At 72.8% G+C, this 24,715-nt stretch carries 20 protein-coding genes, 3 tRNA genes and 2 pseudogenes; 13 read left to right on the forward strand and 12 right to left on the reverse strand.

Annotated features, from left to right (window positions below; all coding sequences use genetic code 11):
* Positions 1-85: 85 nt before the first annotated feature.
* Positions 86-1,282, forward strand: a pseudogene (locus HEK131_RS05950) (RNA polymerase sigma factor); the annotation flags it as partial.
* A gap of 60 nt (positions 1,283-1,342) precedes the next feature.
* Here the strand turns inward: HEK131_RS05950 and HEK131_RS05955 are convergent.
* From HEK131_RS05955 to HEK131_RS05970, 4 genes are all read right to left on the reverse strand, one after another.
* Positions 1,343-3,271 (reverse strand): ABC transporter ATP-binding protein, encoded by a 1,929-nt coding sequence (locus HEK131_RS05955; RefSeq protein ID WP_244333914.1) that lies wholly within the window; start codon positions 3,269-3,271, stop codon positions 1,343-1,345.
* Positions 3,271-5,004 (reverse strand): ABC transporter ATP-binding protein, encoded by a 1,734-nt coding sequence (locus HEK131_RS05960; protein WP_217463445.1) that lies wholly within the window; start codon positions 5,002-5,004, stop codon positions 3,271-3,273. The genes HEK131_RS05955 and HEK131_RS05960 overlap by 1 nt, the downstream gene beginning before the upstream one ends.
* A 127-nt stretch (positions 5,005-5,131) precedes the next feature.
* A complete protein-coding gene (locus HEK131_RS05965; protein ID WP_217463446.1) occupies positions 5,132-6,586 on the reverse strand; it encodes an FGGY family carbohydrate kinase in 1,455 nt (484 codons plus the stop codon).
* 96 nt (positions 6,587-6,682) lie between these two features.
* Positions 6,683-6,991 carry a YtxH domain-containing protein gene (locus HEK131_RS05970; RefSeq protein ID WP_161145768.1) on the reverse strand — a complete coding sequence of 103 codons (309 nt, stop codon included), beginning with the start codon at positions 6,989-6,991 and terminating at the stop codon, positions 6,683-6,685.
* A 170-nt stretch (positions 6,992-7,161) separates the two neighbouring features.
* Here HEK131_RS05970 and HEK131_RS05975 point away from each other — a divergent pair.
* The 4 genes from HEK131_RS05975 (at position 7,162) to HEK131_RS05990 (ending at position 8,798) form a co-directional block, all read left to right on the forward strand.
* Positions 7,162-7,234, forward strand: a tRNA-Asn gene (locus tag HEK131_RS05975).
* 6 nt (positions 7,235-7,240) lie between these two features.
* A tRNA-Asn gene (locus HEK131_RS05980) sits at positions 7,241-7,313 on the forward strand.
* A gap of 177 nt (positions 7,314-7,490) precedes the next feature.
* Positions 7,491-7,564: transfer RNA gene (locus tag HEK131_RS05985), tRNA-Ile, on the forward strand.
* 223 nt (positions 7,565-7,787) lie between these two features.
* The gene (locus tag HEK131_RS05990; protein WP_244333915.1) at positions 7,788-8,798 is read left to right on the forward strand and encodes a hypothetical protein; all 1,011 of its coding nucleotides are present in this window, start codon (positions 7,788-7,790) and stop codon (positions 8,796-8,798) included.
* Between the two features lie 16 nt (positions 8,799-8,814).
* Here the strand turns inward: HEK131_RS05990 and HEK131_RS05995 are convergent, their stop codons facing one another.
* The 4 genes from HEK131_RS05995 to HEK131_RS06010 all read right to left on the reverse strand — a co-directional run bounded on the left by HEK131_RS05995 (position 8,815) and on the right by HEK131_RS06010 (position 13,226).
* The gene (locus tag HEK131_RS05995) at positions 8,815-9,837 is read right to left on the reverse strand and encodes a TolB family protein (protein WP_244333916.1); all 1,023 of its coding nucleotides are present in this window, start codon (positions 9,835-9,837) and stop codon (positions 8,815-8,817) included.
* Complete coding sequence (locus HEK131_RS06000) at positions 9,834-11,135, reverse strand: MFS transporter (protein WP_244333917.1); 1,302 nt, start codon at positions 11,133-11,135, stop codon at positions 9,834-9,836. Before HEK131_RS06000 ends, HEK131_RS05995 begins: the two co-directional genes overlap by 4 nt.
* Before the next feature lies 1 nt (position 11,136).
* Positions 11,137-12,024, reverse strand: a complete 888-nt coding sequence (locus HEK131_RS06005) for an alkaline phosphatase family protein (protein WP_244333918.1) — start codon at positions 12,022-12,024, stop codon at positions 11,137-11,139.
* 203 nt (positions 12,025-12,227) lie between these two features.
* Positions 12,228-13,226, reverse strand: coding sequence for a helix-turn-helix domain-containing protein (locus HEK131_RS06010; RefSeq protein ID WP_217460445.1), 999 nt, complete (start codon positions 13,224-13,226; stop codon positions 12,228-12,230).
* 202 nt (positions 13,227-13,428) lie between these two features.
* Here HEK131_RS06010 and HEK131_RS06015 point away from each other — a divergent pair, with 202 nt between their 5' ends.
* The 5 genes from HEK131_RS06015 to HEK131_RS06035 all read left to right on the forward strand — a co-directional run bounded on the left by HEK131_RS06015 (position 13,429) and on the right by HEK131_RS06035 (position 17,319).
* On the forward strand, positions 13,429-13,830 hold the full coding sequence (locus HEK131_RS06015) for a hypothetical protein (protein WP_244333919.1): 402 nt from the start codon (positions 13,429-13,431) through the stop codon (positions 13,828-13,830).
* 48 nt (positions 13,831-13,878) lie between these two features.
* Positions 13,879-14,295: a hypothetical protein gene (locus HEK131_RS06020; protein WP_244333920.1), complete on the forward strand. Its 417-nt coding sequence runs from the start codon at positions 13,879-13,881 to the stop codon at positions 14,293-14,295.
* Positions 14,296-14,318: 23 nt separating this feature from the next.
* Positions 14,319-15,059 (forward strand): D-Ala-D-Ala carboxypeptidase family metallohydrolase, encoded by a 741-nt coding sequence (locus HEK131_RS06025; protein ID WP_217460441.1) that lies wholly within the window; start codon positions 14,319-14,321, stop codon positions 15,057-15,059.
* Positions 15,060-15,145: 86 nt separating this feature from the next.
* On the forward strand, positions 15,146-16,708 hold the full coding sequence (locus HEK131_RS06030) for an N-acetylmuramoyl-L-alanine amidase (RefSeq protein WP_244333921.1): 1,563 nt from the start codon (positions 15,146-15,148) through the stop codon (positions 16,706-16,708).
* A gap of 74 nt (positions 16,709-16,782) precedes the next feature.
* Positions 16,783-17,319 (forward strand): DoxX family protein, encoded by a 537-nt coding sequence (locus HEK131_RS06035; protein ID WP_217460439.1) that lies wholly within the window; start codon positions 16,783-16,785, stop codon positions 17,317-17,319.
* A 276-nt stretch (positions 17,320-17,595) separates the two neighbouring features.
* Here HEK131_RS06035 and HEK131_RS06040 read toward each other — a convergent pair whose 3' ends face one another.
* From HEK131_RS06040 to HEK131_RS06050, 3 genes and pseudogenes are all read right to left on the reverse strand, one after another.
* Positions 17,596-18,633, reverse strand: coding sequence for a rod shape-determining protein (locus HEK131_RS06040; RefSeq protein ID WP_217460437.1), 1,038 nt, complete (start codon positions 18,631-18,633; stop codon positions 17,596-17,598).
* A gap of 140 nt (positions 18,634-18,773) precedes the next feature.
* On the reverse strand, positions 18,774-20,249 hold the full coding sequence (locus HEK131_RS06045) for an acyl-CoA synthetase (RefSeq protein ID WP_244333922.1): 1,476 nt from the start codon (positions 20,247-20,249) through the stop codon (positions 18,774-18,776).
* A 37-nt stretch (positions 20,250-20,286) separates the two neighbouring features.
* Positions 20,287-21,352: pseudogene (locus HEK131_RS06050) on the reverse strand (MerR family transcriptional regulator).
* A gap of 146 nt (positions 21,353-21,498) precedes the next feature.
* On the opposite strand from HEK131_RS06050, the gene HEK131_RS06055 reads away from it, so the two are divergent.
* A complete protein-coding gene (locus tag HEK131_RS06055; protein WP_244333923.1) occupies positions 21,499-22,377 on the forward strand; it encodes an ATP-grasp domain-containing protein in 879 nt (292 codons plus the stop codon).
* Positions 22,378-22,380: 3 nt separating this feature from the next.
* On the opposite strand, the gene HEK131_RS06060 is transcribed toward HEK131_RS06055, so the two are convergent.
* Positions 22,381-22,938 (reverse strand): hypothetical protein, encoded by a 558-nt coding sequence (locus HEK131_RS06060; protein WP_244333924.1) that lies wholly within the window; start codon positions 22,936-22,938, stop codon positions 22,381-22,383.
* Between the two features lie 138 nt (positions 22,939-23,076).
* Here HEK131_RS06060 and HEK131_RS06065 point away from each other — a divergent pair, with 138 nt between their 5' ends.
* Positions 23,077-23,850 (forward strand): IclR family transcriptional regulator, encoded by a 774-nt coding sequence (locus HEK131_RS06065; RefSeq protein ID WP_244333925.1) that lies wholly within the window; start codon positions 23,077-23,079, stop codon positions 23,848-23,850.
* A complete protein-coding gene (locus HEK131_RS06070; protein WP_244333926.1) occupies positions 23,847-24,692 on the forward strand; it encodes an SMP-30/gluconolactonase/LRE family protein in 846 nt (281 codons plus the stop codon). Before HEK131_RS06065 ends, HEK131_RS06070 begins: the two co-directional genes overlap by 4 nt.
* Positions 24,693-24,715: the final 23 nt, after the last annotated feature.

A 24,715-nucleotide genomic window follows, 5' to 3' on the forward strand; every position in this document is an offset into this window, starting at 1 on the left:
AAAAAGTCACCGCACGCCCCTCGTGGCGAAGATGTGTCGTACCCCACACTGAGGGCGGTGCCCGAGTCCCCGGAGCGCAGGCCGTCGACTCCGCGCTCCGCCGCGCCGCTGCCGCACCCCCCCCGGAGCAGCGATCATCCTGGAGGTCGCCCCCGTGCAGACCCACACCCTCACGCAGACAGCCCGCACCGCCCACGGTGGTGCCGAGCCGGGCCTGCTCAGGGCCGTACCCGCGCAGAGCCAGGGCGGCCGGCACCCGGAGGCGGCCCAGGAGCCGGAGGAGACGCCCGAACCCCCCACCGAGGCACTGACCGGCGACAGCGACGAGCCCGTGACGCCCGTGCGCGGCGCCTCCCGCACCGAGAGCGGCGGGCCCTCCGCCGACCTGTTCCGCCAGTACCTCCGCGAGATCGGCCGCATCCCCCTGCTCACCGCCGCCGAGGAGGTGGATCTCGCCCGCCGGGTGGAGGCGGGGCTGTTCGCCGAGGAGAAGCTCAGCAGCACCCCCGAACTCGACAGCGGCCTCGCCCTCGACCTGGACCGGCTCGTCGTCCTGGGGCGGATGGCCAAGCGCCGCCTGATAGAGGCCAATCTGCGCCTCGTCGTCTCCGTCGCCAAGCGGTACGTGGGCCGGGGGCTGACCATGCTCGACCTGGTCCAGGAGGGAAACCTCGGGCTCATCCGCGCGGTGGAGAAGTTCGACTACGCGCGCGGGTACAAGTTCTCCACCTACGCCACCTGGTGGATCCGGCAGGCCATGTCCCGCGCGCTGGCGGACCAGGCCCGCACGATCCGGGTGCCGGTGCACGTGGTCGAGCTGATCAACCGGGTCGTCCGCGTGCAGCGGCGCATGCTCCAGGAGCGGGGGTACGAGCCCACCCCCGAGGAGGTCGGCGCCCACCTCGACCTGCCGCCCGAGCGGGTCCGTGAGGTGCTGCGCCTCGCCCTGGAACCGGTCTCGCTGCACGCGCCCGTGGGGGAGGAGGACGATGTCGCCCTCGGCGATCTGATCGAGGACGGGGACGCGGCGAGCCCGGTGGAGTCGGCGGCGTTCCTGCTGCTGAGACAGCATCTGGAGGCGGTGCTCTCGACCCTCGGGGAGCGGGAGCGGAAGGTCGTCCAGCTCCGTTACGGGCTGGCGGACGGCCGCCCCCGCACGCTGGAGGAGATCGGCCGGCTCTTCGGGGTGACCCGCGAGCGGATACGGCAGATCGAGTCGAAGACCCTGAGCAAGCTCCGGGACCACGCCTACGCGGACCAGCTCCGGGGCTATCTCGACTGATTCCGGCTGCCTGTCGCGCAGTTCCCCCCGCCTTCGAGGGAACCGCGCGACAGCCTCCTGCTAGTCGACCTCGGCCACCGCCTGCGCGAACTGGGCCTTGTACAGCCGCGCGTAGGCGCCGTCCGCCGCCAACAGGTCGGTGTGCGCGCCCTGTTCCACGATGGAACCGTTCTCCATCACCAGGATCGTGTCCGCGTCCCGGATCGTGGAGAGGCGGTGGGCGATGACGAACGAGGTGCGGCCGTCGGCCAGTTTGGCCATCGCCTTCTGGATCAGCACCTCGGTGCGGGTGTCCACCGAACTCGTCGCCTCGTCCAGCACCAGGATCACCGGCTCGGACAGGAACGCCCGCGCGATCGTGATGAGCTGCTTCTCACCGGCGCTCACCCCGGTGCCCTCGTCGTCGATCACCGTGTCGTAGCCGTCGGGCAGCGTACGGATGAACCGGTCCGCGTGGGCCGCCCGCGCCGCCTCCTCGATCTCGCCGCGGGTGACCTCGCGCGAGGAGCCGTACGCGATGTTCTCCGCGATGGTGCCGCCGAACAGCCAGGTGTCCTGCAGCACCATGCCGATCCCGGCCCGCAGGTCGTCGCGCGACATCTCCCGGACGTCCACACCGTCCAGCAGGATCCGGCCGCCCGTCACGTCGTAGAACCGCATCAGCAGGTTGACCAGCGTGGTCTTGCCCGCGCCGGTCGGGCCGACGATGGCCACCGTCTGGCCCGGCTCCACCTTCAGCGAGAGATCCTCGATCAGCGACTTCTCCGGGTCGTACCGGAACGACACGTGCTCCAGCTCCACCCGGCCGCGCCGCTCGGCGGGACGCGTCCCCGGCACCGGGTCCGCCTCCTGCTCTTCGGCGTCCAGCAGCTCGAACACCCGCTCCGCCGAGGCGACACCGGACTGCACCAGGTTCGCCATCGAGGCGACCTGCGTCAGCGGCATCGAGAACTGCCGCGAGTACTGGATGAACGCCTGCACGTCGCCGATGGACAGCGAGCCCGAAGCCACCCGCAGACCACCGACGACGGCGACCAGCACGTAGTTCAGGTTCGACACGAACATCATCAGCGGCTGCATCACACCGCTGTGGAACTGCGCCTTGAAGGCGGCCTCGTACAGCTCGTCGTTCTGCTCGGCGAACTGCTTGGCCGACTGCTCCTGGCGGCCGAACACCTTCACCAGGGTGTGCCCGGTGTACATCTCCTCGATGTGGGCGTTCAGGGTGCCGGTGGTGCGCCACTGCTGCACGAAGTGCGGCTGCGACCGCTTGCCGACCCGCGTCGCCACCACGAAGGACAGCGGCACCGTCACCAGCGCGACCAGCGCGAGGATCCACGAGACGTAGAACATCATCACCAGCACACCGATGATGGTCAGCACCGCGTTGATGAGCTGGCCCATCGACTGCTGGAGCGTCTGCCCGATGTTGTCGATGTCGTTGGTGGCGCGGGAGAGCACCTCACCGCGCTGCCGCTTGTCGAAGTAGGACAGCGGCAGCCGCGACAGCTTGGACTGCACCTGCTCGCGCAGCCGGTACATCGTGCGGTTCACGGCCCGGTTCACCAGCCGGGTCGCCACCGCCATCAGCAGACCCGCGACCAGGAAGACACCGAGCGCCAGCAGCAGCACCCGGCCCACCGCGTCGAAGTCGATGCCCTGACCGGGCACGAAGTCGGTGCTGCGCAGCATGTCCGCGACCGAGCCCTGGCCCCGCGCGCGCAGCGAGTCGAGGACCTGCTCCTTGGACGCCCCGGCGGGCATCTTCCGGCCGACGATGCCGGCGAACACCAGGTCGGTGGCCTTGCCGAGGATCTTCGGGCCGACCACGTTCAGCGCCACGCTGACCACCACGCAGGCCAGCAGGCCGTAGATGGTGACCCGTTCGGGGCGGAACTGGGCCACCAGCCGCTTGCCCGAGTTCTTGAAGTCCATCGACCGCTGGTCGGGGCCGCCCCCGGCCATCATGCGTCCCATGGGACCGGCCATCAGGCGGCCTCCGCTTCCGTCAGCTGGGAGAGCACGATCTCCCGGTAGGTCTCGTTGCCCGCCATCAGCTCGTGGTGGCGGCCGGAGCCCACCACCCGGCCCTCGTCCAGCACGATGATCCGGTCGGCGTCCCGGATGGTCGCCACCCGCTGGGCGACGATCACCACCGTGGCGTCGGCGGTCTCCCGGCCCAGCGCCGCGCGCAGCGCCGCGTCCGTGGCGTAGTCGAGCGCGGAGAAGGAGTCGTCGAAGAGGTAGATCTCCGGGCGCTGGACCAGCGTGCGGGCGATGGCCAGACGCTGGCGCTGACCGCCCGACACATTGGTGCCGCCCTGCGCGATCGGCGCCTCCAGACCGCCCTCGAGACGCTCCACGAACTCCTTGGCCTGCGCCGTCTCCAGCGCCGCCCACAGCTCGTCGTCGGTGGCGTCCGGCTTGCCGTAGCGCAGATTGCTGCCGACGGTGCCCGCGAAGAGGTACGGCTTCTGAGGAACCAGGCCGACGGTGCGGGCCAGCAGGGCCGGGTCGGCCTCGCGCACGTCCACGCCGTCCACCAGGACCTCGCCCTCGGTGGCGTCGAACAGCCGGGGCACGAGGCCCAGCAGGGTCGACTTGCCGCTGCCGGTAGAGCCGATCACGGCCGTGGTCTCGCCCGGACGCGCCACCAGCTCGATGGAGCGCAGCACCGGCTCCTCGGCACCCGGATAGCGGAAGCCCGCGCCCCGGATCTCCAGATGCCCGTGCCCGCGCAGTTCGGTGACCGGCGCGAGCGGCGGCACGACGCTGGACTCGGTCTCCAGCACCTCCTGGATGCGCTCGGCACACACCTCCGCGCGCGGCACCATCATGAACATGAAGGTGGCCATCATCACCGACATGACGATCTGCATCAGGTAGGCGAGGAACGCGGTCAGGTCGCCGATCTGCATCCCGCCGCTGTCGATGCGGTGCGCGCCGAACCACACCACGGCGATGGACGACACGTTCACCACGGTCATCACCATCGGGAACATCAGCGCCAGCATCCGGCCGGTGGCGAGCTGCATCTCGGTCAGCTCGCCGTTGGCCTGCCCGAACCGCCCGTGCTCGTACTCGTCGCGGACGAAGGCGCGGATGACGCGGTTGCCGGTGATCTGCTCGCGCAGCACCCGGTTCACCGTGTCCAGGCGGGTCTGCATCGACCGGAACAGCGGCCGCAGCCGGCGCACGATCAGCGCCACGCAGATGCCCAGCACCGGCACGACGGCGACCAGTACGGCGGAGAGCGGCACATCCAGCCCGAGGGCCAGCACGATGCCACCGACGCACATGATGGGCGCCGACACCATCAGGGTGAACGTCATCAGGACCAGCATCTGGACCTGCTGCACGTCATTGGTCGTACGGGTGATCAGCGAGGGCGCGCCGAAGTGGCCCAGCTCGCGGGCGGAGAAGGACTGCACCCGGTCGAAGACCGCGCCGCGCAGGTCCCGGCCGAGCGCGGAGGCGGTGCGGGCGCCGTAGTACACGGCGCCGATGTTGCAGACGACCTGGACCAGCGAGATGCCGATCATGAGGGCGCCGGCGGTCAGGATGTAACCCGTGTCACCCTTCACGACACCGTTGTCGATGATGTGCGCGTTGAGGTTCGGCAGGTAGAGCGTGGCGCAGGTCTGGAGGAGCTGGAGCGCCACCAGAAGGGCGATGGGTTTCTTGTAGGGCCTGAGACAGGTCCGCAGAAGTCGTATGAGCACGCTTGTCTCTCGGAGTCGGCGGTGGGGCGGTGTTCTGCCCATGGCCCTATCGTCGGGCACTCCACCCGTGTTACCTCAACCGATTAACCCATCGGGTGCCCCGCCGACCCCGGTCCGTGAAGGGGATCTAGGGCCGGAGCGCGCCCGGATGGGTCTGCTCGCGCACCGCCACGTACTGCTGGCGCACCGCCTGTCCCACGGCCAGGTCGTCGCCGGGCTCCAGCACCTGCGCGGCCGCGCCGTGCCAGGCGGGCGGGGTGCGGGGGTCCAGGGTGCCCTGGGCGGCGCCGAGGGCCCAGGCGGCCTGGCGGGCGGCGCCGATCGCGGCGTAGTCGGCGGGCTGCGGCACGACCACCTGCACCCCGAACAGCGACGGCGCGATCGCCTGCACGGCGGGCAGCTCGGCGGCCTGCCCCAGCAGGAAGATCCGCCGCACCGCCACGCCCCGCCCGCGCAGCACGTCCAGCGCGTCCGCGAGCCCGCACAGCATGCCCTCGAAGGAGGCCCGCGCCAGATGCTCGGGCTTCATCGACTCCCGGCGCAGCCCGGCGAGGGTGCCCGCGGTGTGCGGCAGGTCGGGGATGCGCTCGCCCTCCAGGTAGGGGAGCAGGACCAGGCCGTGCGAGCCGGGCGTGGAGCTCAGGGCCAGCTCGGACAGCGCCTTCAGGTCGGGCAGGCCGAGCAGTCCGGCGGTGCCGCGCAGGGCTCGTACGGCGTTCAGGGTGGTGACGACCGGCAGATGCATGCCGGTGGCGTCGGCGAGGGAGGTGATCATCCCGGACTGGTCGGCCAGCGCCTCGGTGTGCACGGCCATCACGGACCCGGACGCGCCCAGCGAGACGACCGCGTCGCCGAGACCGATCCCGAGGCCGAACGCGGCGGCCATCGTCTCGCCGGTACCGGCGGAGATCAGCAGCCCCTCCGGGGTGGTGCCGGCGGCCGCGGCCGGGCCGATCACCTCGGGCAGCGCCACCTGGTGGCCGAGCGCCAGCTCGACCAGGTCGGACCGGTACGCGCCGGTGGCGGCGGACCAGTACCCGGTGCCCGAGGCACCGCCCCGGTCGGTGGTCCGGCGCGCCGGGCGGCCCAGCAACTGCCAGACCAGCCAGTCGTGCGCCTGGAGCAGTGCGGCGGTACGGCTCGCGTTCTCCGGCTCGCTCTTCGCCAGCCAGCGCAGCTTGGTCACCGGCCGGGCGGCCTGCGGGACACAGCCGACCGCGTACGCCCACGCCTCCCGGCCGCCGAGCGCGTCGATCAGGTCGGCGGCGGCCACCTGGGCCCGCTTGTCGGCCCCGGCCATCGCCGGGCGCACGGTGTTGCCCTGCGCGTCCAGCGGGACCACGGCGTTCGCCTGGGTGGAGACGCCGATCGCCTGCACCCCCTCCAGCAGCCCGCCGCCCGCCGCCTCGCCCAGGGAGAGGAGCCACGCCTGCGGGTCGACGTCACTGGGACGCGGGGCGCCCTCCGGCACGTCCAGCGGATGCGGGGCATACCCCTGACGCAGCACGGCCCCCGTGTCCGTGTCGCAGACCACGATGCGAGTGAATGCGGGCGAACTGTCCAACCCGGCGACTATCCCCATGGCTCGAATTCTGCCGCAGTGCGGAGGCTGCTCCGGCCGGTATGCGTGTGCCCCCTGAGGTTTCCCGGTCAGGGGGCACGTCCGCGGGTGGCCGGTTCAGGGGTGGCTGGTGCCCCAGTCGTCCTCGGCCGGCCGGCCGTGCCCGTTGCGGCCGCGCAGCGAGCGGACCCGGTCGGCGAAGGATTCGGGGACGTGCTCGCCCACCTTCTCGCTGACCGTGTGCATCGCCTTGCCCGCGTAGACCCGGCCCTGCTGGGCGGCGGTCTCGGCGGTGTTGCGCACGGCGGGGTTCTGCGCGACCCCGCGAGCGGCCTTCCTGATCTGCTCGTAGCGCTGCTGACCGGCGCGTGCGCCGAGTACGTATCCCACGGCCAGTCCGGCGACGAACGTGAGCCGGTAGCGCATGTCGGCCACCCTTCCTTGCTGAGTCCCTGACGGAGATCTGTGGTGCTGGGCGGGGCCTGGAGGGCACCGATTGGCGGAGCACCCCCCTGCTTGCGCTAATGTATGTGTCGCAGCGAGCGTCCGCCCCCTGGCGAATACCCAGGTGGATGCGTTCGATGCAGACGAAGCGATCCCCTGTAGCTCAATTGGCAGAGCAGCCGGCTGTTAACCGGCAGGTTACTGGTTCGAGTCCAGTCGGGGGAGCTTCGGTCCTCCGTAGCTCAATTGGCAGAGCAGCCGGCTGTTAACCGGCAGGTTACTGGTTCGAGTCCAGTCGGGGGAGCGCGTTGAAAAAGGACCCTGCGGGGTCCTTTTTCATGTCCTGGGGAACCGCCGGTGGCCTGGGCGAAGTCCTCCAGGTCAGGGAAGCAGCGCGGAAGCCGACCATCCGAAGCAGGAGATCGTATGAGCGGCTATGCTGCGGCAGACGGCGCGCACAGTTGTACGCGACACGCCGCGAGGGGCGGTAGCTCAGCCGGTTAGAGCAGCGGACTCATAATCCGTCGGCCGTGGGTTCGAGTCCCACCCGCCCCACCTCAGCGCAGGCATCGTGACCGGCGGAACCTGCCTCGCGGTGCTGACCGGTCCTCAACGGTCGCTGCGCGAACGCCGCATCGGCCGGTCCCGGCAAGGCGCGGCCCGGCGCGTGAGCGTCCGATCGGCCCAACAGCACTCGGCATGCGCACTGTTTGCGGTGAAATGAGCATGGTGGGGCCGATACTTCCCCGGAGATCGACCACCGAGCTTCGGGAGCAGCATGAGTCTCAAGCGTCTGGGAGCCGGCCGGGGCCGGATGCCCCTCGTCGTCCTCGCGACCTGCGCCCTCGCCCTCGGGGGCGCGGTGCCGGCGTCCTCCAGCGCGGCGCCGGACGGGAAGCCGCGCTGCATCTCCACGCCGCGTGAGTACCGGGCCGCCTGGAACGCACGGCAGGTCAGGTGCGTCTCGCCGTCGCTGTTCGGGACCACGCACGCCCGCGGCGGCGCTTCGCCCTACCCCCCTGGATTCTGGTACGCGTGGGCGGGCTCCAGCACCAATCTCCAGCGCTACCTGGAACTGCGCAGGACGTACGGCGACACCCCGCCGAAGGTCGGCATCGGCATCCTGTCCTACGTCGGCTATCCGGGCCTCGACACCTGGGACACGCCCACGGACCTGACCGTCTACACCCTTCCGCCCGGTGCACGGGCCCAGGTGCCGGCCTTCGAGACCTGGTTCCGGCTGCTCGACGAGGAGTTCGGCGACACCGGGGCGTACCCCCTCGACGCCCAGACCCGGCTCGCCTACGCGTACTCCCGGCTCGGCCCGCGCCAGGACGTCGTCGACGCGTTCCAGGCGGTGACCGGCTGCCGCAGGACCGCCCTGCTCGGCGGTGAGGAGGTGTCGGCGAAGATCGGCTGCAACGCGGAGTTCCTCGGCGCGCTGGCGGCCGCCGGCCCCTCTCCCTACGACACGGGCGACTCGAAGTCGTGCTTCCGGAACTTCGCGGCGCGGTACAAGGGCGCCAAGACGGCCGGGGCACTGCGGGGCGCGCTGTACCAGTGCCAGGACGCGGGGTTCCTCAACACCGGTGTCGGACTCGGCTACAACACCTACGCGAATCCCTTCGTGTGCAAGCCGGCCCGCGATCAGTCGGTGCTCCAGAAGTACACCGGCAGGGAGTTCGTCCTCCCCAACACGGCGTTCGACGAGCTGCCCGGCCACGCCGACATCGAACTGGACCTGGGAAAGCCCTCCCAGCGCCGCTTCCTGGACAGCGGCTACTGCTGAGGACGGCTGTCGCGGGCTAGCCGACGTACGCCGGGGAGACCGCGGCACCGGTCAGGCGGCGTGCGGTGCCCGTGCCGTCGGCGCGGACGGTGTAGAGGTCGGCGCCGTAGTCGCCGGGCAGGGCGTAGACGAGGGTGCGGGCGTCGCGCCAGACCAACTGGTCGTCCACGCTGCGCGGTTCGGCGAGGGCGGTCTCGCGCCCGGTGCGCAGCTCAAGGACGTACAGACGCCAGGGGGCGTCCTCGGGCGCCCCCTCGACGCGCTTCTTGTAGGCGATCCGGGTGCCGTCCGGGGAGAGGGAGGGGCACTCGACGTTCGCGTGCAGCGTGGTGAGCGTACGGGCGCGCAGGTCGCCGCGGACCAGATAGGTGCTGCCGCGCGTCGCCATGGTGGCGTAGAAGGTGCGGTCGTCGGCGGCGAAGGTGACGCCCCAGAAGTTCACGTCCGCCGCGCGGTAGGGCCGGCCGTCCTTGACGATCCGGTACGCCTCCAGGGTGGGGGTCAGCCGGCCGGTGCGGGTGTCGACGATCGCCGCCCGGGTGGAGAAGGCGGTACCGGCGTACGAGTCGCCGCCGACGAACGCCGTCCAGGCGGCGAACCGGCCGCTGGGGGAGACCCGGGCGCGCGAGGGGATGCCCGGCACGTCGTAGTGGGCCCGCTCTCTCAGCCGCGCGTCCAGGATCACCGCGCGGTAGGTGTCCTGGACCGGCCCGTGCACCGCCCTGAGGCACACTCCGGTGCCCGAGGCGGCGTGGAAGCGCAGGCACTTGACGCCGGACGCGGTGCGGGGGCCGGACGGGTCGGCGGCCGGGGCCGACACCAGCTCGTCGCGGTGCGGGCCCCACGCCATGTTCCGGAAGACCACGCGGTGGCCGCCGCCGGTCAGCGCGAGCCGCCCCGAGGTGATCCGCGGGCCGCCGGGGCGGGCCTGGTCGCGGCGGTCGGCCCGGGCCGAGGCGTGCAGCACGGACGCCGCCGCGACACCCGCCAGCACGGCGAGCGCCGAGACCAGGATCAGGACGCGGGAACGGAGGGTCATGCCGGCCTTTCCGGGACGGTGGGGCGCAGGACGAGCGCGACCACGCCGCACAGCGCCAGCGCGACGGCGGAGCCGGCGAGCGCGGCACGGTCGCCCCACGCCGTCCAGGCGGCGCCGAAGGACAGCGAGCAGGTGAAGCGGGCCAGCGCCTGGCCCGTCTGGACCAGCGCGAGGCCGGACGAGCGCAGCTCCGGCGGCACGCTGTCGGCGGCCGCCGCCATCAGCACCCCGTCGGTCGCCGCGTAGAAGGCGCCGTGCAGGAGCAGGACGGCGTACGGCAGGGCGGCGCCGTGCCAGGAGGAGAGCAGCAGGCCGTACGCCAGGAGGAGGGCGAGGTGGCCGCCGAGGAACACCCGCCAGCGGCCGGCCCGGTCGGCGATCCGGCCCAGCGGCAGCGCCAGCAGCAGGAAGGCCGCCGCCGTGCCGAGCGGCAGCAGCGCGAACCAGCGGTCCGGTACCCCGAGCCGCCGTTGCAGCAGCAGGTAGACGAACGAGTCGCCGACCGTGGCGAGTCCGAGCAGGAGGGCGCAGACGGCGATGCGCCGCAGGTCGCGGCGGCGCAGCAGCGCGAAGGCGGCGCGCAGGGTGGCCCTGGTGGCCGGTCGCCCGGAGGAGGGCCGGGGAGCAGCGCCCAGGGCGTTCGCCGTGCCGCCCGGCACGAAGAGCACCAGGACGAGGACGCCCACCACCGCCACGCAGAAGCTCACGGTGAACACCGCGTCGTAGCCGTCGACCGTGGCCCGCAGGACGAGGAAGGCGACCAGCGGGCCGAGCAGCGCGCCCGCGGTGTCCATCGCCCGGTGCACACCGAAGGCCCGCCCTCGGGTGCCGGGGGTGCTGGACAGGGAGATCAGCGCGTCGCGCGGGGCCGTGCGCAGGCCCTTGCCGGTGCGGTCGGCGGCCAGCACCAGGCCGATCGGGGTGAGCGTCTGGGCCACGAGCAGCAGGGGCTTGCAGGCCGCCGACAGGGCGTACCCGGCGCCCGCCACCCACTTGTGGTGCCCGCCGCCGCGGTCGGCGAGGTGCCCGCCGACCAGCCGGACCAGGGCGGAGACGCCGTTGTAGACCCCGTCGAGCAGCCCGAAGCCCAGCGGGGACAGGCCGAGGCCCGCCACCAGGTACAGGGGCAGCACGGCGGTGACCATCTCCGAGGAGACGTCGGTGATCAGGCTGACCGTGCCGAGCGCCAGCACGGTGGGCGCGACCGCGGTACGGCGCCGCCCGGCCCCGGGCCGGGCGGCGCCCGCCGCGGATGCCGCCGTCCGGGGCGCCCCGGCGCGGCTGTCCGCTACGTACATGTCACGGAGTCCAGATACCGGTGATGTCCCCCGCGGAGGCGGCGTTGCCGGCGTGCGGCAGACCGTGCATGTCCTCCAGCGTGCGCAGCAGGTCGTAGTGGTTGTACGTGGTCGACGAGGTCGCGCCCGGCGTCACGCGCTGGCCGTACAGCACCGTCGGGACGCGGTTGCCGCTGAGCCGGTTGTCCTCGTCGAAGGTGACGACGAGGAGGCTGTTGTGGGTCTTCGCCCAAGTCGCGTACGCGCCGAGCTTGTTCTTCAGCCAGGTGTCCCCCGTGGACACCGAGCAGTCGTGCATGTCGCTGCACAGGTTCGGGACGACGAAGGAGACCTGCGGGAGCGTCGAGTAGTCCGTCGGGAACTGCGTGAACGTCTTCGCGCTGGACGTCGGTACGTTGCTGAACCCGAACCACGGGTTGTGCTTGCGGGCGTAGTCGCCGCTGCCGCACGTGGTCGAACCCTGGCTGGGCAGCGTCTCGTTGTAGCTGGCCCACGACTTGCCCGCGCCGATCAGTTCCGAGGCGAGGTTGGGGGCGGAGGAGAAGCCGGGGGTGTAGCAACTGTCGTCGGTGATGCCCTGGGTTGAGCCCGAGAACAGGGCGAAGTAGTTGGGCTGGCTGGGGTGGGTCTCGGCGTAGGACTCGGTCAGGCTCGCGCCGCCGGTGCGCAGCGAGTTGATGTACGGCGCGCTGGAGGAGCCGATCACCTGGCTGTAGGCGTGGTTCTCGAAGACCACGACGACCGTGTGGTCCGGGGTCGGTACCGCGGCCGCGGCCTGGGCGGGGGAGGAGCCGCCGAGCCCCGACCACAGACCGGCCGCGGCGGCGGCGAGGGCGAGAGCGGACGCCAGGGCGGCACGGCCGCGGCGGTGGACGTTTCTGCCGGACACTTCTGACCTCCGTGAGGAAGCGGGGCGTTGGCGGTGCGGCAAGAGCATGTACGCGCCAATGGAGCCGCGCCCCACGGCACCCGGCACGTCAGGTGAAGACCGGGTGAACGCCTGCCCTCAGGGCCGCGTCGGCGGTGGGCCGGGAGTGCCACGGAGGCCGCGGAGGTGACCGGGGATCTCGGGGTGTGCCGCCGGGCACCGCTTCACCCGGCTGCCCCCGGCCCGGCCTCCCGTACGTTCCGGCTCAGCATCGTCGCCCCCAGCAGCGTCAGGGTGTGGACGACGGAGTTGCCGTGGCGGTGGCTGGTGATGAGGCCGGCGTCTCTGAGGGCCGTGGTGTGGTGGGTCGCCGTGGCGGGGGTGACGCCGGCCCGGCGGGCGGCCTCGGTGGTGGTGGCCCCGGCGGCGGTCGCGCGCAGCACCGTGGCCCGGGCCCGGCCCAGCAGGACCTCCAGGGAGGGTGAGCCGGGAGCCGGGCGGGACGGCTCGTGGTGGAGGGAGTAGGTCAGGACGGGAGGCAGGGCGGGGTCGGCCAGCGAGACCGGTCCCTTCCAGCAGAAGTACGACGGGATCAGGAGCAGGCCCCGGCCCTCCAGCCGGACGTCCTGGTGCGCCGGGTACGCGCCGATCTCCAGCCGGGGGTGCCGCCAGCGGACCGCCGGGCCGAGTCCGCCGAGCAGGCCCTCGGTGCCGCCGTCGAGCAGATGCCGGGCCAGGCGCATGCGTTCGGTGTGGACGCTCTCGTGCATCCACTCCTCGTGGGGCTCGATGACGGTGCGGTGGTAGGCGCGCAGGACGCCCACCAACTCGTCGCGGCCCTCCTTCTCCGGCAGCCGGGCCAGGTGGGGCGGGACCCGTCTGACCCGGGCCAGTGCCGCCAGTTCCGCCGTCACCCGGTCCGGGGGAGTGGCCAGGATCGCCTTCAGTCCCGCTTCGAGACCGGCCGCGCCCTCCAGCGGGGTGAGGAAGTCCGGCCAGTAGGACGCGCGTGGATACAGCGGGAGCAGGATCTGCCGTACCGCGTTCTCCAGCCCCGCCTCCCGTAACCGCTCGCGGGCCGTGCGGTACCAGTGCGCGTAGGCCCAGCGGCCCGCCGGGGTCTGGAAGCGGTGGAGGCTGGCGGCGATCTCCCACAGGGGGTGCGGAGCGGCGGCCACCCGGGTCCTGGCCAGATCCTCAGCCGAGAAATGAAAGCGAAGCACGCTCAACACCCTCTCCACCGGCGTCATTTCACCTCGTTCGAATGAGCATGACAGCCGAAAGCAGACGCCGGAGCATGAACTCGCCCCGCCGCACCCATCCCCGTGACACCACCGCTCCCCGGCAGCACGTGAGGCACCACAGCGCACCCCGCACCTTCCGCATGTCCCCGGCCGCAGAACCAACGGACACCGAAGGAACCCGATGGCGAAGATCCTCACCCACCCGGCCGCCGCCGCGGCCCTGCTCGCCGCCCTCGCCGTCACGGTGCCCACCACCGCGTCGGCCGCCCCCGCCCCCGCCCCCGCGACGGCCACCAGTTGCTACGGCGGCGCCGTCACCGTGAACTACGGCGACGCCCTCGAGTTCGGGCCCTACACGACGACGTCCCGCTGCACCGACATCAACCTCCGCATGGTCGGCGGCGACGCCGAATTCGTCTGGGCCTGCGTGAAGTTCACCCGCGTCGGGGACTGCAACCACTGGACCAAGGTGGGCCGGAGCTGGAAGACCATCGCCACCGACGTCCTGGACGGCAGCAAGTTCACCGTGCCCCTCGGCGTGGACCTCGAAGGCTCCTCCGCGCGCGTCCAGATCGCCTTCTGACACCCGTAAGGGCCCTCCCGCTCCCCTTTAAGTGATCGGAGTCCAAAGATGACCCGCACCCGGCGAACGGCGGCCGTCCTCGCCGCCACGACGGCGCTCCTCGCCGCCGGCGCCACCGCACCCGCCGTCGCCCTGCCCGAGCGGGCCGCGACCACCTGCTACGGCGGCGCCAAGTCCCTCACCTACCGCTACTCCACCGCCGCGGTCGAGTTCGGCACCTACACGACCACCTCGCGCTGCGGCGACATCAACATCAAGCTCAGCAGCTCGGCCACCGGCTTCCTGGACGCCTGCATCGTCTTCGTGGACCACACCACGCTGTGCAACCACGACAACACCTACTCGACGTTCGGCCCCCAGTGGGCGACCGTCGCCACCGACGTCAAGGACGGCACCCGCTTCAAGCTGCGCGTGCACGCCTACGACACCGACGCCCAGGTCGTGCCGTTCCAACTCGCCTTCTGACCCCACCGCAAAGGGAGTTCACCGTGACCTTCTCTCCGAACCGCCGCACGATCCTGCGCGGCACCCTCGCCGCGACCGCCGGAGTCCTCGCCGGGCCCGTCCTGCTGTCGGGTAGCGCGTCCGCCTACAACTGGACACGCACCATGAACGAGGGCGCCACGGGCGCCGACGTGACGGAGCTCCAGATCCGGGTCGCCGGGTGGGCGGCCGACTCCGCCTCCCACTCGCGCGTGAGCATCGACGGCGACTTCGGGCCGGGCACGGCCGCCGCGGTGCGCCGCTTCCAGGCCGCGTACGGTCTCTCGGCCGACGGCAGCGCCGGGCCCGCGACCCAGGCGCAGCTCAACGCCCTGGAGCAGTCCGACGGTTCGACGGCGCACTTCAACTGGAGCGAGTTCTACGACCGCTCCAGCGGCAACTTCAACGGCGGCAAGGTGAGTGCGGCGGCCGTCAAGGAGAACGCCCGCCGGGCCATGTACAAGCTGGAGGCGCTGCGCAAGAAGCTCGGCAACGTGCCGATCACCGTCAACTCCGGCTTCCGCAGCATCGCGCACAACGCCGAGATCGGCGGCGCCAGCGACAGCATGCACCTCTACGGCACCGCGGCCGACCTCGACGTGCCCGGTGTCGCCAACCGCACGGTCTACCAGAAGGCGGAGACCTGCGGGTTCTCCGGACTGGAGCGGTACGACGTCGACCACCAGCACGTCGACAGCCGCGCGGACCTCGGCCGCGCCTGGTGGTGGGAGAGCGGCACCATCTGACCGCCCGAGGCCAGGGCCGGGGACCTCGTAGCGGGTTCCCGGCCTCCCCACATCCTCAAGTCCGCCCCCACCGGAAGGCCACCCCGATGCCCCGCAGATCCGCCCGCATACCCCTGGCCCGCGCAGCCCTCTCCGGGCTCGGCACCCTGGCCGTGCTGGCCGCCGCCGTGCAGCCCGTCACCGCCGCGCCCCGCGCCGGAGGCTCGCCCGGCCCCGTCGCCCGTGCCTTCAGCAGCGCGGCGGCCGAGTACGGAGTCCCGCGCGACGTCCTGGTCGCCCTCGGCTACAGCGAGACCCACCTCGACGGCCATGACGGCCTGCCGAGCCAGGCGGGCGGCTACGGCGTGATGCACCTGGTCAGCAACCCCGACCAGCACACCTTGGAGCTGGCCTCCCGGCTGACCGGTGAGACACCCCGCGAGCTGCGCACGGACACCGCCGCCAACATCCGGGGCGGCGCGGCCGTCCTGCGCTCCTACGCCGACGACGCCGGACTCGGCGACGCCCGGCGACACGACACCGACGCCTGGTACCCCCTGCTCGCCCGGTACGGCGGCGCCACCGACCCCGCCACCGCCCGGCTCTACGCCGACACCATCTACACCTTCCTGGCGAAGGGCGTCACCGCCCGCGCCGAGGGCGGCGAGAAGCTGACCCTCCCCGCACGTGACGTCGCCCCCGAGCGCGGCCGGTACGAATCCGCCCTGGCCCCGTCCGCGCAGAGCCCGGACTACCCTGCCGCCCTCTGGGTCCCGGCCAACGCGGCCAACTACGCCGTCGGCCGCACGGCGGCGATCAGCAAGGTCGTCATCCACGTCACCCAGGGCTCGTACGCCGGGACGATCAGTTGGTTCCAGAACCCCTCGGCCCAGGTCAGCGCGCACTACGTGGTGCGCTCCTCCGACGGCCAGATCACCCAGACGGTGCGGGAGAAGGACACCGCCTGGCACGCCCGTTCCGGGAACGCGTCCGGCATCGGCATCGAGCACGAGGGGTACATCGACGACCCGAGCTGGTTCACCGACGCGATGTACCGCTCCTCCGCCGCGCTGACCGCGTCCCTGTGCGCCAAGTACGGCATCCCCAAGGACCGCGCGCACATCGTCGGCCACTCCGAGGTGCCGGGCAACGACCACACCGACCCCGGTCCGAACTGGAACTGGACCTACTACATGCAGTTGGTGGGAGGCAGCACCGGCGGCGGCGAGGTCCAGCTCAGCTTCCCGTCCTACGACACCCTGCGCTCCGGCTCCTCCGGCGCCCAGGTCTCGGCCGCGCAGTCGCTCCTGAACGCGCAGGGCTTCGACGCGGGCACCGTCGACGGCAGCTTCGGCACGAAGACCGTCTCCGCCGTGACCGCCTTCCAGAAGGCCCGCGGACTCGGCGCCGACGGCGTGGTGGGCGCCCGTACCTGGACCGCGCTGCTCTCGGCCGGCAGCACGCCCGCGCTCGCCCAGGGCAGCACCGGCGCAGCCGTCCAACGACTCCAGCGGGCCCTGACAGCCGCCCTCGGGCGTACCGTCTCGGCGGACGGCGACTTCGGCTCGGGCACCCAGCAGGCCGTACGGGACTACCAGACCAGCCGCTCACTGGGCGTGGACGGTCAGGTCGGCCCGGCCACCTGGGGCGCGCTGCAGGCCGGTCGCTAATAGCCTGGAAGGTGTGTGCAAGGGGGGCGCCCGTACCTTCCCGACGAAGCGGGGGGCTTTTCGGAGCATCGCCCATGACCACTACGCGCACCTTTCCGTCCGACCGTGCCACCGACCGCACCGCGTTCGGCTCCGCCGCCGACTGGGGGCTGCTGTTCATCAGACTCACCCTCGGTCTGCTGATGGCGGCCCACGGGGCGCAGAAGCTGTTCGGGATCTTCGGCGGCCAGGGGCTCACCGCGACCGGCAAGGGGTTCGAGGGCCTCGGCTACCGGCCGGGCAAGGTCTTCGCCACCATCGCGGGACTGTCCGAACTGCTCGGCGGCCTCGGCCTGGCCGTCGGCCTGCTGACGCCCCTGGCCTGCGCCGCGCTGATCGGCGTCATGATCAACGCGATGGCGCTGGTCACGGCGCCGAAGGGCCTGTGGGCGTCGGACGGCGGCCTGGAATACAACCTCTGCATCGCCGCCGTGGCCCTCGGCATCGCCGCCACCGGCCCCGGCCGCCTGTCCCTCGACCGCTTCTTCCCCTGGGGCCGAGGCGGCTGGCTGTCGGCCGCCCTGGCCCTCGGCCTGGGCGGCATCGGCGCGGCGATCACGCTCAGCCTGTAAGGGGTGTCTGCGGTTCGGGCGTTGCGGGTGTCGTTCCCCGGCGCCCGGACCGGGCCCCGCGTGATCGCATTCTTTTCGTCGGGTGGGCTTGGGGCGGTCGCGTTCTGGGCACCGTCCTCCTACCGGTGTTCGGTGTCGGTTGGGAGGAGGGTGACGTGGAGCGTCAACTTCGGGTACGGATCAGTCGTCGGCCTGCGGCTCCGCGGGGCCAGGAGATCGACCGCAGGACGCCCTCGGGGCGCGTCCTGCCTTACTGAGACCGGACAGCGGCGGCCGTCAGGCGGCCAGCGGTGCCAGGACGAGCGGGGCGATCTGCCCCTCCAGCATGGCGCCCAGACCCTGCACGGCACAGATGTCGGGGCGTTCCGCGATGTGCACCGGGATGCCGATGGCCTCCTGGAGCATCTGGTCCAGGCCCGGCAGCAGCGCGGTGCCGCCGACCATCATGATGCCCCGGTCCACCAGGTCGGCCACCAGGTCCGGCGGACAGTCCCGCAGCACCTTGCCGATGCCGTCGAGGACGGCCAGCAGCGGGGTGTGGATCGCGTCGCGCATCGCCGCCGTGTCCACCCGTACGCTGCGGGCCAGGCCCGTGGCCACGTCCCGGCCGTGGATCTCGGTGGAGACGGGGCCCTGCGGGGTCAGCCCGTTGTCCGACAGGGCGATCTGGAGCGGCCGTACCGACTGGCTGGGCAGCATCAACTCGTGGTTGTGACGCAGGTGTTGCACGATCGCCCGGTCCACCGCCTCACCGCCCACCGGAATGCGCTCGGCCGTGACGATCGACCCCAGCGACAGCACGGCGACCTGGGTCGCCGCCGCGCCGCACACCATGATCATGCTGGCCTCGGGGCGTTCCACGGGAAGCCCGCAGCCCACGGCCGCCGCGATCAGCGTGTCCACCAGTTCCACCCGCCGCGCGCCCAGCCCGACCAGCGTCTCGATCGTCGCCCGCCGCGCCAGCGGGTCCGCCTCGTGCGGGGTGCACGCCGCCGCGCGCAGCCGGGGCCGGCGGCGCAGGGCGCGTCGCATCTTGTCGCCGAGCAGGTGCCGCAGCATGCGCTGCGCCATCTCGATGTCCACGACCGTGCCACCGGAGACCGGTCGCACCACACGGATGTACTGCGGGGTGCGCCCCGTCATCTGCTCCGCGAAGTCGCCGACCGCGATGAGCGCGCCGGTACGGGTGTTCACGGCCGCCACCGAGGGCTGGTCGACGACGAGTCCGGCGCCCTTCACGTACACGCGGGTGCGGGCCGCGCCCAGGTCGACGGCGAAGTGGCAGCGGCTCAACTGCTCCAGGCTGACGGTCACGGCAGTTCCTCCCGAGTGCGCTGACCCTGTGCGGACCGTCCGATCCGGCGGCCCTCACTGGAATCCTGCGCGGACCCCGGTGGGGGTGCCTTCTGGAGGGGGCCGGGCGGGGCGCCGCTGAATGGGGGGTTTCGGCGGCCCTAGGCCGTGTCGGACTGGCGGTCGGGGTCCGGGACCGTCAGCGCACGCTTCATGATCTTGCCCATGTCGTTGCGGGGGAGCGCCGGCAGCAGACGCAGCACGCGGGGACGCTTGTGCGGGGCCAGCCGCGCGGCCACATGGTCGGCCAACTCCGTGAGCGGGGGCGGGTTTCCGGGGTCCGCCGGCACCACCCACGCCACCACGCGCTCGCCCAGGTCCGGGTCCGGTTCCCCGGTGACCGCCGCCTCCCGCACCGCCGGGTGCTCCAGCAGCGCGTTCTCGATCTCGCCCGCCCCGATCTTGTAACCCCCGCTCTTGATCAGGTCGGTGGCCTTCCGGCCGACGATCCGGACGTACCCGTCGGCCTCCCGCACCGCCACGTCCCCGGTGCGGAACCAGCCGTCGGCCGTGAACGCGGCGGCGGTCGCGTCGGGCCGGTTCAGATACCCGGTGAACAGGTTCGGGCCGCGCACCTGGATCTCGCCCACGCTCTCCCCGTCCCGCGCGCCCACCTCGGTGCCGTCCTCCTCCACCAGCCGCAGCTCCACACCGGGCAGCGGCACGCCCACGGTGCCCGCGCGGGCCTCGCCGTCGACGCGCACCGAGGTGTTCATCAGGGTCTCCGTCATGCCGTACCGCTCGACCACCCGGCGTCCGGTCGCCGCCGCGATCCGCTCGTGGTCGTGCACGGGCAGCGCGGCGGAACCGGAGACCAGCAGCCGGGCCCGCCCGAGCGCCTTCGCCAGCTCCGGGTCGTCCGGCAGGGCCTCGGCCAGCCGGTGGTACATCGTCGGTACGCCGAACAGCATGGTCGCGCCGTCGTTCAGTTCACGGGCCACGCCCTCGGGGGTGAAGCGGCCCAGGTGCCGTACCGAGCCGCCGCGCCGCAGCGGGCCGAGGACGCCCAGGACGAGTCCGTGCACATGGAACAGCGGCAGCCCGTGCACCAGGACGTCGTCCCCGGTCCAGCGCCAGGCGTCGGCCAGCGCGTCCAGGGTCGCGGTGAGCGCGCGGCGCGGGACGACGGCGCCCTTGGGCGGGCCGGTGGTGCCGGAGGTGTAGACGATCAGCGCCGGGTCCTCGTCCGCGCAGGTGTCCTCGGGGACCGTGCCGGTGCCGGACGCCGACACCTCGAGCCGGGGCAACTCATCGAACACCGCCGGGAGTTCCGTGCCCGGTGCGGTCAGCACCAGCGCCGGTCCGCTGTCGGAGAGGATGTGCGCCAGTTCCCCTTCGCCCGACTTCGGGTTGAGCGGGACGGCGGCCGTACCGGCGAGCAGCGCGCCGGTCACCGCCACGGCCGTCTCCAGCTCGGGCGTCGCCCACACCGCGACCCGGCCGACACCCCGGAGCCGGGCGGCGAGCGCGCCCGAGGCCGAGGCGAGGTCCGCGTACGTCAGCGAGCGTGTGCCGAAGCGCAGCGCGGTCCGCCCGGCCGCCGAGGGGTCCGTCAGGGCGGGGAACAGACAGGACACTCGGGACTCCTTCGCTGCCGGGTACGACAGCTCCTTCCTACCCCGCCGACGGCACCGCGTCCCCGACCACGCAGCTCACGTTGTCCGGGCCGCCCGCCGCGTTCGCCGCGTCGGTCAGGGAGCGTACGGCCGTCTCCGGGTCCGGGGCCCCGGTGAGCAGCTCCCTGATCCGGTCGTCCGGGACGACCCCGGTCAGGCCGTCCGAGCAGAGGAGGTAGCGGTCGCCGGGGCGGGCCTCGCGCAGCCGCAGCTCGGGGTCCGAGGGGACGCCCGCCCCGAGGGCCTTCAGCAGCAGGAAGCGCTGGGGGTGGCTCTCGGCCTCCGGCCGGGGTCAGCCGGCCCTCGTCCAGCAGCGACTGGACGACGCTGTGGTCCTGGGTGATCCGGAACAGCTCGCCCCCGCGCAGCAGATAGGCCCGCGAGTCCCCGATGTGCACGAGCGCCAGCCGCGAGCCGGTCCACAGCAGCGCGGTCAGCGTGGTGCCCACGTCCCCGGCCCCCTCCGTGACGTCCCGTACGGCGTCGCCCGCGCCCCGCACGGCGTCCGCCAGCAGGTTCAGCACGCTTCCCGGCCGCGGTCCGGCCCCGTCGTCGAGGAACCGCAGCGCCGCGACGGCGGCCCCGCTGGCGGGCGCCCCCGCCGGTCCGAAGCCGTCGGCCACGGCGAGCAGCCTGCGGCCCGCGTACACGGTGTCCTGGTTGGCGGGGCGGACGTGCCCCCGGTCGGAGTGGGCGGCACAACGCAGTTCCAGCATGGCGGTTTCCCCTCGCGGTGCTTCGGTCAGTTCCTGCGCGAGGAACTCGGCGAGATCCCGCCGTACGGCCGTCTCCGCCTCGACGCGGGCCCAGTACGCCCGGACCTCCCGCGCCGCGTCCGCCCCTTCCAGGGCGCTCACCGCGCGGATGCCGGCCAGCGGCATGCCGAGCCGGCGCAGCCAGGCCACCAGCCGGGCCCGGTCCAACTGGGCGACGGCGTAGTAGCGGTAGCCGGTGTCCGGGTCCACCCGTGCGGGGCGCAGCAGGCCCAGCTCGCCGTAGAGCCGCAGGGCCTTCGGGGAGAGCCCGGACGCCCTGGCGAACGCGCCGATGGTCAGCAGGTCCATGTGAACTCCGGGTGCTCGAAGGCCGTTTCCTCGCTTCGCCACCGATGCTGGGGCTTCACCGAAGGGGAAGGTCAACAGGGGTGTCCCGGTTCCGGGGCGGTTGCTAGCCTCGCGATCATCGAGCCGACGTACGACAGGAGCCCGCCGTGCCGCGTATCGCCCTCGCCACCTACGACCCCGGCACCGAGCCCAGCAGGGACCCGGATCTGCGGGGTCTGATCGCGGAGCTGCGGGCTGCGGGCGCCGACGCGGAGAGCCGGTACTGGGACGACCCGGACGCCGACTGGGCCGTCTACGACCTCGTCCTCATCCGCTCCACCTGGGACTACGCCTGGCGCACCGCCGAGTTCCTGGCCTGGGTGGACCGGGTCGACGCGCTGACCCGGCTGCTCAACCCGGCCGACGTGGTGCGCTGGAACGTCGACAAGCGGTACCTGGGCGAGCTGGCCGGGGCGGGCGTGCCGACGGTGCCCACGCGCTACCTCCCGCCCGGCACCGAGCCGGTCCTGCCCACCGCACACGAGTACGTGATCAAGCCGGCCTCGGGGGCGGGGGCGCGGTACGCCGCCCGTTACGCACCGGAGGAACGCGAGGTGGCGACGCGCCACTTGGAGCGTATGCACGCCGAGGGGCTGACGGCGATGGTGCAGCCGTACCTACGGGGCATCGACCGGCACGGCGAACGGGCACTCCACTTCTTCGGCGGACGCCTGCTGCACGCCAGCCGCAAGGGCGCCGTCCTCGTCTCCGGCACGCCCTTCGACGCTGAAAAGACCGCCCATCCGAGCCTGGAGAAGTGGCAGCCGACCGACGCCGAACTAGACGTGGCGCAGCGGGCGTTGGCGGCCGTGCCCGGCGGGGCCGAGCGGCTGCTGTACGGCCGGGTCGACCTGGTCGACGGCGAGGACGGGCAGCCGTGCGTGATGGAGCTGGAGCTCACGGAGCCCCAGCTCTTCCTCGACCTGCACCCGGAGTCCCGGCCCCGCATCGCCCAGTTCATCATCGAGGCGGCCAAGGGCAGTTGAGGCTCAGTCCCGCAGCGCCGTCCGCTGGAGCAGACCCCAGGTGAACTCGGCGGCCATCTCGTGCCGTACCCCGTCCCGGTCCGGTGCGGTGAAGGCCAGCGCCTGACGGCCGGGCGCGGTGCCCTGGACGGGGCGGGCCGGGGCGAAGGCGGCGGCCACCTCCTCGACCGTGCAGGACCACGGGGTGAGGTCCTCCAGGGTGGTCAGCTCGGGGGCCGGGGCGTCCGGGGCGCGCACCAGCCACTCGGTCAGGACCTCTTTGCCCGGCCCGACCAGCACCTCGAAGCGCAGGTCGGGCCAGAGGGGCAGCGTCCACCGCCATGCCTCGCAGTCCAGGTCACCGACCCGGTGCGGCTCGGCCGACTCGGGCCGGCCCAGCACCGCGTGGTACCGGGTGGCGGCGGGGCGGGACCTCGGTGAACGGGCCATCGCCTGCCAGTGTCTGTTCGCCTCGCGCATCTCGGTCGCCGAGGCACCGAGCCGCCTGCGGGCGTCCTCGGCCAGCTCCGGGTTGTGGTCGGCCATACGGCGCAGCAGCACCAGGGAGAAGTCGAGAGCCATGCTCCCCATGGTGCCGGGCGGGCGGCCATTGCCCCGGACGACCCACGCTGACTAGCCTGTGTTCGCCTGGCCGACCGCCGGTTGGGATTTCGAACACGGGTGGCGGACCGCCGCCCGCGAGAGGCAAGGAGGCCGGACGTGGGACGCCTCGTGCCCGCCGTGACGCGGGCCCTCGACATCCTGGAGCTGTTCCTCGAAGGGGACGGCACGCTCTCCGCGCCCGACATCGTGCGCAGACTCGGACTCCCGCGCACCACCGTGCACGAGCTGGTCACCACGCTCGCCGCCCGCTCCTACCTCGTGACCGTGCCCGGGCAGTCCGGCCGGTACCGGCTCGGCGTGCGGCCGTACCAGCTCGGCAGCCGGTACGCCGAGCAGCTCGATCTCGCCGCCGAGGGCCGGGAGGTCGCCTGCGGCGTCGCCGAGACCTGTGACGAGACGGTCCATGTGGCGCTGCTGGAGGACACCGACGTCATCTACATCGCCAAGGTCGACTCCACGCACGCGGTCCGCATGGTCTCGGCGGCCGGGCGCAGGCTGCCCGCGCACTGCACCGCGGTCGGCAAGATGCTGCTCGCCTCGCTGCCCGCACCGGAGCTGGCCGCGCGGGTCCCGGACGGCGCCGAGCTGGCCGCGATGACCCCCGACAGCCTCACCGACCCCGGCCGGCTGCGGGACGCGCTCGCGGAGATCCGGCGCCGGGGCGTCGCGGTGGAGCGCCGGGAGTCCAACCCGGACGTGAGCTGCGTGGCCGCCCCGGTCCGCGACCGCACCGGGCGGGTGGTGGCCGCGCTGTCGATCTCGGTGCCGTCCATCCGCTGGAGCGAGGAACGCCGTACCGAGCTGGAGGCGCTGGCCCTCAAGGGCGCCGCCGAACTCTCCGCGCGCCTCGGCCACCGGGAGGCGGCGTGAGCGGCTACGAGGTCGCCGTCGCGGCACGGGCGGAGCTGGGCGAGGGCCCGACCTGGGACCCGGCCACCGGCCGCCTGCTGTGGGTGGACGTGCTGGCCAACCGGGTGCACACCTACGACCCGGCCACCGGCCGCCGCACGGTCCGCGCCACCGGACAGCACGTGGGCGCGGCCAAGCCCCGCGCGGGCGGCGGCCTGGTCCTGAACCTGCGCGACGGCGTCGCCCTGCTCGACCCCGACTCCACCTTCGGCTGGCTGCACCGCGACCCGGTCCCCGCCCGCCGTGCCAACGACGCGGCCGTGGCCCCCGACGGCTCGCTCTGGGCGGGCACCATGCGCTACGACGAGGCCCCCGGCGGCGGCACCCTGACCCGGCTGACCGGCGACGGAACCGCCGGGACGATCCTGTCGGACGTCACCGTGAGCAACGGCATCGGCTGGAGCCCGGACGGCACGCTCATGTACTACGTCGACAGCCCGACCCGGCGCGTCGACGTCTTCGACCACGACGGCGACGGCGTACGCAACCGGCGCACCCTGGCCGTCGTCGAGGACGGCGCGGGCTTCCCGGACGGGCTGACCGTCGACGCGGCGGGCTGCGTCTGGGTGGCGCTGTGGGACGGGGGAGCGGTCCGCCGCTACACGCCCTCCGGCGCGCTGGACCGCGAGATCCGGCTGCCGGCCCCGCGCACCACGGCCTGCGCCTTCGGCGGCCCCGGCCTGACCGACCTGTACGTCACCACCGCCCGCGTCGGCCTCACCGCGCCCACCCCCCTGTCGGGGTCGGTGCTGGTGGTGCCGGGCGCGGGACAGGGGCTGCCGCAACCGCCGTTCGCGGGCTGAACAGGCTGAACGGGCTGAGCGGA

Origin of the sequence: Streptomyces seoulensis (assembly GCF_022846655.1) — a bacterium.
In the GTDB taxonomy this organism is placed as follows: domain Bacteria; phylum Actinomycetota; class Actinomycetes; order Streptomycetales; family Streptomycetaceae; genus Streptomyces.

Coding starts and splice junctions, on each gene's coding strand:
- HEK131_RS06030 (WP_244333921.1), top strand. CDS start 15,146: ATGCCCCGCAGATCCGCCCGCATACCCCTGGCCCGCGCAGCCCTCTCC.
- HEK131_RS05995 (WP_244333916.1), bottom strand. CDS start 9,837: ATGACCCTCCGTTCCCGCGTCCTGATCCTGGTCTCGGCGCTCGCCGTG.
- HEK131_RS06020 (WP_244333920.1), top strand. CDS start 13,879: ATGACCCGCACCCGGCGAACGGCGGCCGTCCTCGCCGCCACGACGGCG.
- HEK131_RS06000 (WP_244333917.1), bottom strand. CDS start 11,135: ATGTACGTAGCGGACAGCCGCGCCGGGGCGCCCCGGACGGCGGCATCC.
- HEK131_RS05955 (WP_244333914.1), bottom strand. CDS start 3,271: ATGGCCGGTCCCATGGGACGCATGATGGCCGGGGGCGGCCCCGACCAG.
- HEK131_RS06060 (WP_244333924.1), bottom strand. CDS start 22,938: ATGGCTCTCGACTTCTCCCTGGTGCTGCTGCGCCGTATGGCCGACCAC.
- HEK131_RS06015 (WP_244333919.1), top strand. CDS start 13,429: ATGGCGAAGATCCTCACCCACCCGGCCGCCGCCGCGGCCCTGCTCGCC.
- HEK131_RS05965 (WP_217463446.1), bottom strand. CDS start 6,586: ATGGGGATAGTCGCCGGGTTGGACAGTTCGCCCGCATTCACTCGCATC.
- HEK131_RS05990 (WP_244333915.1), top strand. CDS start 7,788: ATGAGTCTCAAGCGTCTGGGAGCCGGCCGGGGCCGGATGCCCCTCGTC.
- HEK131_RS06035 (WP_217460439.1), top strand. CDS start 16,783: ATGACCACTACGCGCACCTTTCCGTCCGACCGTGCCACCGACCGCACC.
- HEK131_RS05970 (WP_161145768.1), bottom strand. CDS start 6,991: ATGCGCTACCGGCTCACGTTCGTCGCCGGACTGGCCGTGGGATACGTA.